Raw genomic sequence first — 12,099 nt, 5'->3', positions numbered from 1 at the left:
GCTGGACCAGGTGTATCTATTTTCTACGAAAATGGAATTTGCAAGTATAGATTGCCCTGAAAATTATCACTGCCCATCTTTGCCACCACCGTTTTTAAGGCTTTTTTCAGAAAATAGCCTAAAAATGGCGCAGGAAACATCATGAATGGAGGAGTGGATGTTTTATGCCCAAGGATAGCTTGGAAGATTTTACAATTCAATAAAGCAGAACATCATAAAAAATTGGGCATAAAAAAAACCCTCCGCTACCGGAAGGCTTTTTTGAGAATGTATGGTCTAGACTACGCTAGTTTTACATTGGTAGCGTTTAGTCCTTTTCTTCCTTCTTGAAGATCATAAACTACTTCGTCGTTCTCTCTGATCTCGTCAACAAGACCAGATACGTGTACAAAGTACTCTTGATTGTCACTGTTGTCTTTAATAAAACCGAAACCTTTTTCGTCATTAAAGAATTTTACTGTTCCTTGATTCATCGTGTTATTAATTATTATACCCTCAATACGCTAACTAGGGAAGAATCGTTCATTATATTTTTAGATATCTATATTTGAATCTAGGCTTGGGTGGGATAAGTATTATTTTGAGAAAAGATAATAGCTACTTAAAGTGTTTAAACCTGCTTTTGATAAGCTATAGGATGGTAATTATCCTATAAAAAATATTTCATTATTTTATTCTGGTTTCAGAGGCCGTAGACCAAACACACATTATATGACGCTAATTGATAAGATTGCCTGGATAGAAACTAAGGACGAAAAGGTATTGAGCACTTTAAGCAAGGGCCGAACCAAGTACTACCTGCCCGGTGGCAAACGCGAGTCAGGTGAAACGGATAAGCAGGCGCTGATTAGAGAAATAGAGGAAGAACTGAGCGTGCAACTAGAACCAGACTCCTTAACCTACCTAAAGACGTTTCAAGCGCAGGCCGACAGCCATGCCACAGGGGTGACGGTGAAGATGACGTGTTATGCTGCAAAATATACGGGCACCTTGCAGCCTGCCCATGAAATTGAGGAGATTGTCTGGCTCACCTACCAAGACAGGGAACAGGTATCTGCCGTAGATCAGCTTATTTTTGACTGGCTGCTGGAACAAGGCTCCTTAAGGTAAAGGAAAAGCTGTTTTTATTTAGAATTGTCTCCGGCAGGGCGTACCTTGCCACAGGGAACGCGTATGGTAAGCAAACGCAGGTAAACCATTGACGGATTGTATGATTAGGGCTAACTCACCAGAACAACAAGACCATTTTCTTATTAAGGCTTTGCAAAATGGAGATCAGGCGGCCTTGGGTAAGTTGTACACGTCGTATGCCCCCGTTTTGCTAGGAGTCATTACCAGAATAGTCCAGCACCCAGACGTGGCTGAGCAGGTCTTGCAAGAAACCTTTGTGGCCATTTGGTCTAGGATCAAGGTGTATGACCCCTCCAAGAACCGGTTTCTCACGTGGGGTTTGGCCATTGCCAGGGGCATAGCCATTGAAGCATTGAATACCGGCAAGCACGGACACCTTGTGCAACCTTCAGAAACCACTACTTTTGCAAAAAAGATAGAAGACAAAAGAATACAAGAGGCTTTTTGCCTTTTAGAGCCCCAAGAAAGAGAAGCCCTAGAACTCATTTATTTGAAAGGATATTCTTGCCAACAGGCTGCTTCCGCTATGGGCATCCCTGAGGAGGCTCTAAAGTCTAGTCTAAAAATGGCATTTAAACACATTGGAGCGCAAAAAGCCGCATGAACCAACCTACTGACATATTAGAGTCTGGCTTGTTAGAGCTCTACATCATGGGGGCGGCCACTCCAGAAGAAACTGCGCTGGTGGAGCAGATGGCGCAGCTATACCCGCAGGTGCAGGCAGAATTGACCCAGATCAGTTTGACCCTTGAGGCCTATGCTCATGCGCATGCCGTAGAGCCTTGTGCAAACGTAAAGCCCTTGCTATTGGCCACCATTGCTTACATGGAACGCCTCAAGGCGGGGGAACCCGTGGTGGAGGTTCCATTGCTTACGCCCACCTCAACGGCAGAAGCGTATGAACCATGGTTCTCCAGACCAGACCTGGCCTTACCTGAAGATTCAGAAAACATACACGCGCATCTGTTAGCCGCCACGCCAGAAGTCATCACCGCCATTGCCTGGCTCAAGAATCAGTCTAATGAAGAGGTGCACCATGACCAGCTAGAACGTTTCCTTATTCTGGAAGGCTCCTGCATCATAACCGCTGGTGACAAGCAGTATTCCTTGACAGTGGGTGATTTCTATGAAGTGCCCCTGCATACGCCTCACACTATCAAAGTGACCTCCACCAACCCGTACAAGGTGATCATTCAACGGATAGCCGCTTAGATTCCTGAAAATCGTTTTTAGGCTGTTTTCTCCAAATTAGCCTAAAAACGGAGCATTGCCTGTGATTGTAATCAGGCAGCTAGTACTTCCTGCAAATTGTTGTGGGCTTCCTACACCTTGGCACTATAATAGTAGATAGGTCGTTTATCTGGTAAGGCTATTTTTTTCGTAGAAAGGATGGAGCAACGCCTGTAAACAGAAAAAGGAGGAAATCATGAATCAGCAGATCTGGAGAACACTGGCCCTTGTATTTATCATCTCTATCACCTTGCACCTGTGCAGCCAGCAATCTTTGATAAAAGAAGAGGAGAGTGGCTCGTTTAGGGAGGGGAAGATTTTTAAGGCGCCTACGCTACCTGCCACCATGACGTTTGCCGGTGAACCGGTGCCTTTGCAGGTGCCAGACGTGGCCGAACGCCTTGACCGCGAACTGCTGGTGAATTCTTACCTGCACGCTACCTCTTTGCTAGGCCTAAAACGCATGCAGCGCTACCTTCCAGAAATTGAGCAGATGCTCAAAGAAAACGACATCCCTGAAGACTTTATCTATCTGGCTTTAGCTGAAAGCCTGTTCAGCCCGGTAACGTCTCCGGCGGGCGCCGCCGGTTTTTGGCAACTCATGCCCGACACGGCCCGTGGGTACGGTCTTCTGGTTAACGCAGAAGTAGACGAACGCTTCCATGTGCAGAAAGCCACGGTGGCCGCCACCCGCTACTTGAAAACTGCACATAAAAAATTCGGATCCTGGACCAACGCCGCCGCCGCTTACAACAGAGGCATGGGAGGGATTGACGCCGCGCTTAAGCGCCAAGGAGTATCCTCTTATTATGACCTCTATCTGAATGATGAAACCTCCAGGTATATGTTCAGGATTCTGGCTTTGAAAGAGGTATTAGGCAACCCCTCAAAATATGGTTTTGAATTACCCAAGGAGCAGGGCTACGCGCCATTGCCCACTAAGACTTATACCGTAAGGTCCACCATTGAAGATTTGCCGGCATTTGCGCTTGAGCAAGGCACCAATTACAAAACCTTGCGCATGTACAACCCTTGGATTAAAGCCTATAAGTTGACAGTTCCTGCAGGCAAGGAATTTGTCTTAGCCATGCCGGAGTAATTCTCAATGGAAGAATGAGTGATTGAAGGAATGAGAGAATGAAAAAGAGCAACCAGCAATTTTAACAAGCCTGTTCATTTAAGGCTGTTTTCCGGCTCATTTTGTCAAAACAGCCTATAAACGAATTCATTCATTCAACCTCTCATTCAATCACTCACTAAAAAAAGGGCATAAAAAAAGCCCCTCCGTAGGGGAGGGGCTTTTCAGCATTATGTCTTTATAGCGAAAGACTAAGCAAGTTTAACGTTAACCGCGTTTAGTCCTTTTCTTCCTTCTTGAAGATCATAAACTACTTCGTCGTTTTCTCTGATTTCATCTACCAAACCAGATACGTGTACAAAGTACTCTTGATTGGTGTTGTTGTCTTTAATAAAGCCGAAACCTTTTTCGCCATTAAAGAATTTTACTGTTCCTTGATTCATATTATTGTTCATTATACACTACAGACAGCAATGTGCTGCCTTAGGTTCAATATTATACAAAATAAATCTAAAATCTAGTAAAACCTCTTTAATTATTTTCTGATAGCTAGCGCCTTCTTTTTAAGGACAGGAGATAGGGGCTTAGCAGACAGGGCTATACCTCTATTTAATGCTCTGCAACTGCCTGGTTAGCTCCTCAATCACGTCTTCACTAAATTGAACGGCCAGTTCCTCTAACTCTTGGGCTGGCCAATTATAGAAATACGGTTTCTCCAGCCATTCTATGGTTCTATCTGGGCCAATGGTGTAATGCGCGTATTCTAGCTTAAAGACCAAGTCTTTTTGCAGATCAAAAGCATCCAGGCCGGGCCTCTGAAAACCCAATAATTGTAACTGCAAACCCATCTGGCTCACATTGCCATTCTCCAGGCTAATCTCTTTATCTGAGGCTGCTTGTTTGTCTTTGGTCCAGGTATCAACCACCTTTTCCAGCCTAAAATTGTCAAACATAGTCACCACCTCGGTTAAATGGTGGTAAATGCGTTCAGCCAGTTTGGGAAGCACCTTGGTGTATAGTTGTTGGATGGCTTCCCTGTCTTTGATTTCTGCCATAGTGATGGAAATGAAAAGGAGGGTGTTGCTTCGCCTCTCCTATGTTTGCAAAGATACGCGTTGAAATGGTAGAATGGCAGTTCGCCACATGTATCGTTTTTGCCATCTTTTCTGGAAAACAGGCCAAAAACGACAAAAATAGAAAGCCTAGCCGGGTAGGGCTAGGCTTTCCAGGAAACTAGGGAAAGAAGTTACTTATCTGGCCAAAATCATTTTGTGACTGCTTGTTTTTGCACCAGTAGATATTTTGTATAGGTAAGTGCCAGTGGGCAGGTTACCACCATTAAAAGGGACAGAATAGCTTCCTTTTTCTTTAGGTTCAGCTACCAGCGTGCTAATCTTTTTCCCTCTCAGGTCAAATACTTCAACGGTCACAAATCCAGCGTCTTCTACTGCGTACGAAATGGTAGTGGAACCACTAAACGGATTTGGGAAGGAGTAATTTGCCTTTGGTAGAGCCAAGCGTTCTGTGCTGTTTGCCGTGGATGCTATTGGTTGAGTGGCCGCGTTCCAGCTGGCATGCGTGCGGGTCACAATCACGGCAAACTCAGCACGGGTCACCTCCTGAATGGGCTTAAAGGTAGCATGCAGCGTTGGGAACAGATCCAATGGTCCTTGGGTCACGGAATAGAAAGCGTTAATGAGGTTCATCTCTAAGGCTACGCTCACATATCCTTCTAACCCCGCAGGTATAGAAGCGGCATCCTCAATAGGGTAGCTCTTGCCATCTACCATAACAGTCACTGCTTTGCCAGTGCGCGCTAAGGCAAACTCCTGCAAGCCCAGTGCTTGCACCAAAGAATAAGCTAGCTGTGCCCTGGTGACAGAACCATTCGGGTTGAATTTACCGGCGGCGGCTGGTGTCATCACACCTTTAAAGGCATGGGTTCGGTCTCTGAGGGCGGCACCTTTAGAAAGCACTGATTCGGCCAAGAGAGATTGGTAACCAGTTACGTCTGTCACTGTAAGCGAACCGTTGGTAGGCATGAATTGACGAATGGCTTGTCCCATCACCAGATAATCTGCCAACTGAATGCGCTTTAACAGTTCGTTCGGTTTAAACCCGGTGGCCAAGCCATCAAGTAAGCGCTTGCCCACGGCCATTTTGATGGAAGCCTCGGCTGGGTGACCTGCAATGTCAGCTAAGCCAGAAGTGCCCGTGATGAAAGACTTAGCGATCGTTCCTTGAATGGTCTCAGGCAAGGCCAGTCCGTTTAAACCTTCGGCTTTTAAGGTCCAGGTACCGGCTTCTGGTGATGCCACTGCCATGCCTCTGTCTGGGGTGATAGCAAACGCCACTGGTATCCCAGACCTAAACTGCTGTCCAGATGGAGAGACTAAAATCAGGTTAACCGTATTGCCCGTTTCGCCCAACAAGCCAGTGGTTTTGAATTTAGCCTCTAAACTGTTGGTGCCAGACGCCACCGTGAACGTGATCTGATTACCCGTAGCTACAGCTGGGTTATAATCAATGGTGAAAGAATTTGTCTCTGAAGATGAATTAACACTGCCGTTGAAACTTTTGGTATAGTTCAAGGTTGCCCCAAAAGCCGTGTTGCGGTAGATGTGGTCAATGGCGGCATACGCGTTCACGTACCCGGCGCCTACTTCCCAAGACTCGTGGCTTGGCATGTTGGTGGCCGTCTTCTGTAAGATTTCCTTTACCTCACCTGGACTCAAAGAGGGCTTAGCCTCTAACATAAGCGCTACCACCCCGGCCACATGCGGCGTGGCCATGGATGTGCCGCTCATGTGCGTGTAAAAAGGAACGTGGGCAGGATCTAACTGCTCCACATCCATCTGGGCAGACAAGGAAGCTATCGGACCAATCACTCTGGTAGAAATAACGTCTACGCCAGGAGCCACCAAAGAAGGTCGGTTCTCATAGGTCCAGTTCTCGCCATCCATGGTAAAAGAACCACCTTCGTTTTTCACGCCTCTAGAAGAGAAGTCTGCCAGCTTGCCAAACTTGTCACCGGCGCCCACAGAGATAACCCAGGGGGCAATGGCATAGGGGTTGTGCGTGTCTGAGCTAGGCCCTTCATTGCCGGCGGCAAACACTGAGACAATACCCCTGTCATAGGCTTTCTTAGAAGCGATGTTCACAGGATCTGCTGGATCAAAATCACCGCTGGTGCCCCAGGAGTTGCTGATCACCCTGATGCCGTACTGATACTGGTGCGTCAAGGCATAGTCATACCCGCCAATGGCGTCTAAAATGAGCAAGGCCGCGCCAGATCCGTAGCCTACCAGCGTGGCTCCAGGTGCCGCACCCGCGTACAGTCCATTAGACTTAGCGCCGTTACCCCCCACGGTGCCCGCGCAATGCGTGCCGTGGCCAGAGTTGGTGTCTGTGTTAGGAATGTTCTCCAGATACGTAACCGGCAATAGGGAAGACAGCGAGTTAAGATTGGTAGAACCCATTACGTTCTGAACCAGATGCGCTCCCAGTTTAATGTCTTCATGGGTGCCGTCCACGCCGCTGTCATTGACCATCACCGCCACGCCTTTACCAGAAACAGGCATGCCGTTGTTACGGGCAATGATGTCCTTGTCGGTGCGCATGCGCTGTACGCCCGTAATGTGCGTGTCATTGTTGTTAAAATAGGTTAGGCGCTTGTTTAAAAACACTGACCGTACATAAGGGCTTTTGGACAGTGCCTCAACCTGTGAAGCGCTGGCTAAAACGCCTGCCATGGGCAGGTTCTTAAGCGTGATGCCTTGCGTAAGTCCCAAAGACTGCAGCAATTGCAAATGCGTACTGTTGGGGGCGCCGTTGCCATAAAAGGTAACCACCACCTGAACAGGCGCGGTGGCCGTTTGCAAGACTTGTTGCAGGGACTTGTCTAATGAAGCCTGGGCGTTGGCAACTTTCCCAGAGAGCAATAGGAGCACGAAGAGCCCGAACAGCTTCTTCTTTTGCGTTTGGTAAACTTTTAACATAGAGTGTTGTTTGGTGAAAGATGGATTGGTTGAATATACCCGGGGTGGTGGGGGCTACCCCAAGTACTTGCCATTACCACCAAACCATTTCTAAGGTTCAGGAAACAAAGGCCACCTGCTTAACTTGTATAAATCTTTGAAAGCGTTGGCTTTTGAAGAAGGGAAATATTCCTTTTAGCTAAAAGGTTAAAGTGAGCCCATCCAATGCACAATCATTTATCATGCTTTAGGTTTGAGGATAGGAGGTCCTAAAACACCTCTGCACATGGCACGTTTAAGCTTCTTTTTGGGGAAAAGTTGGAGTAGAACGTAACAAAAACGGTATTCTTTAAACAAGCACTATTTGTTCAGAACCAAGTATTTTGTAAGAAGGCTGATGTCAGTTTTAGCTTGTTTTAATAAAATCAAGAGAAGAATTGAAAAGGAGAGACACAAAAAAAAAGCCTCTCCATAGGGGAGAGGCTTTTCAGCAATTTGTCTTTATAGCGAAAGACTAAGCGCGCTTAACGTTGATGGCGTTTAGTCCTTTTCTTCCTTCTTGAAGATCATACACTACTTCGTCATTCTCTCTGATTTCGTCAACAAGACCAGATACGTGTACAAAGTACTCCTGATTGTCACTGTTGTCTTTGATAAAACCGAACCCCTTAGAGTCGTTGAAAAATTTTACTGTACCTTGATTCATCTGATTGTTGTTATAATTACTGTCAGTAAAGGTAGGCAAACCCATTAGATATCCTATTAGTATTTTAAAATATAGATACGTGATAAGGTTAAACGGCTGGTTTGATTATAGCTTACCATGGTAAATTATTGATTTACAGAATTTAACTACTACCTCTCAAGGGTCTATATGTCTTAGTTAAATTTGTATTTTATTCAGGCATATTCTTGAATATTAATAGAACCACATATAGCTTTTTCCTAGGGTTCTTCAAATTAAATGCGTACTTTTGTAGCGGAAAGCAATCATTATCTCCTTCCTTATTTCCCAATCTACATTACACGGGAATAAGTCTTGATAATCCTTGGATGGCCTGTTGTTAGGCTGGTGCAGTAACTTTAATCTTCTTATTTCTTGGACTGGCCACATTATTAAATGGGTTTAGAAAGAGAACAACTGATTTTGCGCCAATGATGCCTTAGGCGGTATCACCTTTGCTCTCCGGCTTTCAAATCATTCATAACAGGCTGGCTCGCCTCTGTCGCTTTTTCTTAACCAATGATTTGTATTGGAGTATAAGAAAGTATACACACAGGAACCAGCGGCCTGTTTCACCTTACAAAGTCCCTATGGCAAGATCGCAGAACAGTTTCATGAAGAAACAACTGGAGCAAAAAAAATTAAAGAAGAAAAAAGAGAAAGAAGAACGCAAGCAAGAGCGTCAGGAAAACTCTTCAGGTGGCTCATTAGAAGCCATGATGGTATACGTAGATGAGAACGGCAACTTCTCCTCAACGCCACCAGAGAAGAAAAAAGAAGATCCTGCAGACGCCAAGAAGCCACGTCCGGCCCAATAACCTAAGGTCTTTTCTACTGTCTTCTTTTTCTGTCTGGGGTAGAGCCCACCGCCTTACCCCCTGGAAAAAGCATGCCAGACCATCATTATAAAAAATTGAGGTGCCCAGGAGCTTTCGCTTCTACACCTCAATTTCTGTTTTTGGCCTGTTTTTCCCAAAACAGGCCAAAAACGAAAAGACCGGGCCTCCGCAATTTTCTATGGCGCAAGCCCGGTCTTTTCGTTTCACTATTTTCCTCTGGTTAAGAAGCCCGCTCTATTTTTACCTTCTTGCCTTTCAGCTTTTCTGCTTTCAGCAACAGTACCAGCTTGTCTAGTTTGTTTCTGTTGACCGCGGCAAAAGCGGCAGACTCCTGTATTTCAATAAAGCCCAGGTCTGATTTCTCCAGGCCTCCTTTCTGCAAGAGCAAGCCCACCACGTCTCCTTTGCTTACTTTGTCCTTTTTGCCTGCGCTTATGTAGACTGTGTCCCAAAAAGAGGGTGCCGGAAGGGTAGGCTTGGAAGGCAAGGATTCAAAGGGAGGCAATTTGGGTAAGAAACCAGGCTTCTCGCCGGGATGTAACAATAGATAGGCCGTGCCCTTGGCCTGCATTCTGGCCGTGCGGCCGTTCCGGTGCAGGAACGTCTCGGCGTCTGACAGCTGGAAATGGATCACACTCTCTATCTCGGGAATATCCAGGCCGCGCGCCGCCAAATCCGTGCTGATGAGCAGGGGATAAGTGCCGTTCCTGAATTTGAGTAACACCCTTTCTCTATCTGGTTGCTCCAAGCCGCCGTGAAAAATGCCATGGGCAATGCCTTTCTTATATAAATAAGCGCTTACATTCTCCACCGCATCTCGCTGATTGCAAAACACCAAGGCCAGTCTATTGCCCAGTTTGCACAGCAGGCTGTACAAGGTGAGCAGTTTGTCCTCCTTAATCACCTCTACCGCCCTTACATCAATGTCTGGGGCGGAGGCGCTGTCCTTTAAGAAATTAACGGTGGTTGGTTTTTTAAGCCCGGTAAACGCTGGAATCTCCGCCATATTGGTAGCCGAGGTAAGCAGCCGCTTTTGGATGTTAGGCAACAGGTCAATGATGAATTTCATCTCCTCCTGAAAACCCATCTCCAGGGACTTGTCAAACTCATCTAGCACCAGGATAGTAATGGTAGAACCGTCCACGTTCTGGGAACGCAAATGATGGCCTACCCGCCCCGGTGTGCCTACCCAGACGGCCGGCGGATTGGCCAGGTTGCGTTTTTCTGTGTTGGTAGAATTGCCTCCATAACTGCAGACAATCTTAAAACCAGCCCCCATCTGCCTGAACACCTGCTCAATCTGTAAGGCCAGCTCTCTGGTGGGTACTAATATAAGGGCTTGGACGCCATTTACGTCTGGCTTGATTTGCTCTAGCAAGGGCAATAGAAAGCCTAAAGTCTTGCCAGAACCCGTTGGCGAGAGAAGCACCATATCGTTCTCACGGGCAGCGGCCAAGGCGGCCTCCTGCATCTCATTAAGGGCGGTGATTTTTAGGCTGTTCAGGATTTTTGCTAACATATTTTTAAGCGGTGCGCTGATAAAAATGGATAAGAAAGGGCAAGTTCCGTAAATTAAACCACAACGGCATCCTTTAACTTAATTGACCCAGTGTTCAATAAAGTTAAAGCCTGGTGCAGATACTTAGATAAAAAGACGTTTCATTTACCTTACAAGCACCAGTACAACTGTTTCAAGCAAATTTAAACCAATCTATAGGCGTATGTGTGGACGATATTCCTTCTCCAAAAAGAAAGTACCTCTGGCCCATAGGTACGCTGAAAGGCTTGAGGGGCTAACCTTTGAGCCTAATTTTGACGCCCGCCCATCACAGCAATTACCGGTGATTCTTTCTACGGCAGAGAAAGCGGTCATGGCTACCTGGGCAGATCCTACCAAACAAGAGGACGGAAAACCAATCTTGCCTTTTAATGTGCGGGAAGAGAATCTGCTTTTTATCCCAAGGTTTAGAGAACTGTTGCCTAAAAACCGTTGCATCATTCCCATAGACGGGTTCTTTGAATGGAAGGAAGTAGAAGAAGAGGAGGAGTCATCCACCCAGGCGCACACTCCAGAAATAGGGCTAGACTTGTTCGGGAATCCTATTAGAAGCGAGGCTGAAAAGAAACGCCTGAAGAAAGCCAAGCCCCTAAAGCAGAAATACAGATTCACGCTAAAGCAGGAAGAACCCTTCGGGTTGGCGGGCCTCTGGCGCGAAACCTTGCACCAGGACACTGGCGAGCATTATCCGCATTTCACTATCATTACCACCAAGGCCAATGCCGCCGTAGAGCCGTACCATGACCGCATGCCCGTCATCCTCACGCCGCACATCGAAAACATTTGGCTGGACAACCGCTTGCAGGAGAAAGATTATCTGAAGGTGTTACAGCCCTATGACCCCAGGCAAATGTCGGTGATGGCCATTGATGATTATGAAAGCATGCTGGGTAACTACGTCGCGCCCAAACTCAATTCCAAGTAAAGCAGCGCTGGTTAAAGGATTGCCAGAAACCCTGTAAAACGAAGAAGCCCTCCCAGATTTCTCTGAGAGGGCTTCTTGCGGTCCGGACGGGACTCGAACCCGCGACCTCCGCCGTGACAGGGCGGCATTCTAACCAACTGAACTACCGGACCAACATCCAACAAAGACCAGACGTCCTCGTTTTGATGATGCAAATGTATATAGTTGTTTTTTGATATGCAAGGAATGCCCTGCAAGAAATCCTTTTATTTTTAAGAAAGCCGTTCCCAGCTAATGTAAAAGCATGAAGGGCAGTGTTATAAAGAGTGCCTCCCAAATCACTAAAATCTGTTTTTGGGGTATTTTCCAGAAAACAGCCCAAAAACGAGGCAAGCAGTAAATGGAGTCAGATATAAACAGGGGTGAGGCGGAGGTACTGGTTGGTTATCAATTCCAAATTCCTATAAAACGAAGAAGCCCTCCCAGATTTCTCTGAGAGGGCTTCTTGCGGTCCGGACGGGACTCGAACCCGCGACCTCCGCCGTGACAGGGCGGCATTCTAACCAACTGAACTACCGGACCAACATCCAACAAAGACCTGATGTCTCTGTTTTGATGATGCAAATGTAGGGGGAGAGTTTAAGATACACAAGCTTGC

The 12,099-nt window shown here is 46.5% G+C and carries 12 protein-coding genes and 2 tRNA genes; 6 read left to right on the top strand and 8 right to left on the bottom strand.

The window, feature by feature from the left end; translation table 11 throughout:
* Window positions 1–281: 281 nt before the first annotated feature.
* Window positions 282–473 (bottom strand): cold-shock protein, encoded by a 192-nt coding sequence (locus ABD880_RS03575; protein WP_066511309.1) that lies wholly within the window; start codon window positions 471–473, stop codon window positions 282–284.
* A 238-nt stretch (window positions 474–711) separates the two neighbouring features.
* On the opposite strand from ABD880_RS03575, the gene ABD880_RS03570 reads away from it, so the two are divergent.
* The 4 genes from ABD880_RS03570 (at window position 712) to ABD880_RS03555 (ending at window position 3,460) form a co-directional block, all read left to right on the top strand.
* A complete protein-coding gene (locus tag ABD880_RS03570) occupies window positions 712–1,110 on the top strand; it encodes an NUDIX hydrolase (RefSeq protein WP_345162405.1) in 399 nt (132 codons plus the stop codon).
* A 151-nt stretch (window positions 1,111–1,261) separates the two neighbouring features.
* The gene (locus ABD880_RS03565; protein WP_345162403.1) at window positions 1,262–1,735 is read left to right on the top strand and encodes an RNA polymerase sigma factor; all 474 of its coding nucleotides are present in this window, start codon (window positions 1,262–1,264) and stop codon (window positions 1,733–1,735) included.
* Complete coding sequence (locus tag ABD880_RS03560; RefSeq protein ID WP_345162401.1) at window positions 1,732–2,343, top strand: cupin domain-containing protein; 612 nt, start codon at window positions 1,732–1,734, stop codon at window positions 2,341–2,343. Before ABD880_RS03565 ends, ABD880_RS03560 begins: the two co-directional genes overlap by 4 nt.
* 214 nt (window positions 2,344–2,557) lie before the next feature.
* Window positions 2,558–3,460: a lytic transglycosylase domain-containing protein gene (locus tag ABD880_RS03555; RefSeq protein WP_345162399.1), complete on the top strand. Its 903-nt coding sequence runs from the start codon at window positions 2,558–2,560 to the stop codon at window positions 3,458–3,460.
* Between the two features lie 230 nt (window positions 3,461–3,690).
* On the opposite strand, the gene ABD880_RS03550 is transcribed toward ABD880_RS03555, so the two are convergent.
* The 4 genes from ABD880_RS03550 to ABD880_RS03535 form a co-directional block, all read right to left on the bottom strand.
* Window positions 3,691–3,882 carry a cold-shock protein gene (locus ABD880_RS03550; RefSeq protein WP_066512944.1) on the bottom strand — a complete coding sequence of 64 codons (192 nt, stop codon included), beginning with the start codon at window positions 3,880–3,882 and terminating at the stop codon, window positions 3,691–3,693.
* Window positions 3,883–4,044: 162 nt separating this feature from the next.
* Window positions 4,045–4,494, bottom strand: coding sequence for a hypothetical protein (locus ABD880_RS03545; protein WP_345162396.1), 450 nt, complete (start codon window positions 4,492–4,494; stop codon window positions 4,045–4,047).
* Between the two features lie 195 nt (window positions 4,495–4,689).
* Window positions 4,690–7,437 carry a S8 family peptidase gene (locus ABD880_RS03540; RefSeq protein ID WP_345162395.1) on the bottom strand — a complete coding sequence of 916 codons (2,748 nt, stop codon included), beginning with the start codon at window positions 7,435–7,437 and terminating at the stop codon, window positions 4,690–4,692.
* A gap of 493 nt (window positions 7,438–7,930) precedes the next feature.
* A complete protein-coding gene (locus tag ABD880_RS03535; protein ID WP_066511290.1) occupies window positions 7,931–8,122 on the bottom strand; it encodes a cold-shock protein in 192 nt (63 codons plus the stop codon).
* A gap of 608 nt (window positions 8,123–8,730) precedes the next feature.
* Between ABD880_RS03535 and ABD880_RS03530 the strand changes: the two genes are divergently transcribed.
* Window positions 8,731–8,958, top strand: a complete 228-nt coding sequence (locus ABD880_RS03530; protein ID WP_345162394.1) for a cold-shock protein — start codon at window positions 8,731–8,733, stop codon at window positions 8,956–8,958.
* 241 nt (window positions 8,959–9,199) lie between these two features.
* Here the strand turns inward: ABD880_RS03530 and ABD880_RS03525 are convergent, their stop codons facing one another.
* Complete coding sequence (locus ABD880_RS03525; protein ID WP_345162393.1) at window positions 9,200–10,498, bottom strand: DEAD/DEAH box helicase; 1,299 nt, start codon at window positions 10,496–10,498, stop codon at window positions 9,200–9,202.
* Window positions 10,499–10,700: 202 nt separating this feature from the next.
* Between ABD880_RS03525 and ABD880_RS03520 the strand changes: the two genes are divergently transcribed.
* A complete protein-coding gene (locus ABD880_RS03520) occupies window positions 10,701–11,462 on the top strand; it encodes an SOS response-associated peptidase (RefSeq protein WP_345162392.1) in 762 nt (253 codons plus the stop codon).
* A gap of 78 nt (window positions 11,463–11,540) precedes the next feature.
* On the opposite strand, the gene ABD880_RS03515 is transcribed toward ABD880_RS03520, so the two are convergent.
* Window positions 11,541–11,614, bottom strand: a tRNA-Asp gene (locus tag ABD880_RS03515).
* A gap of 335 nt (window positions 11,615–11,949) precedes the next feature.
* Window positions 11,950–12,023: transfer RNA gene (locus ABD880_RS03510), tRNA-Asp, on the bottom strand.
* Window positions 12,024–12,099: the final 76 nt, after the last annotated feature.

This window comes from Nibribacter koreensis (assembly GCF_039541795.1).
GTDB lineage: Bacteria > Bacteroidota > Bacteroidia > Cytophagales > Hymenobacteraceae > Nibribacter > Nibribacter koreensis.
This window is presented reverse-complemented; position numbering and strand designations above follow the sequence as displayed.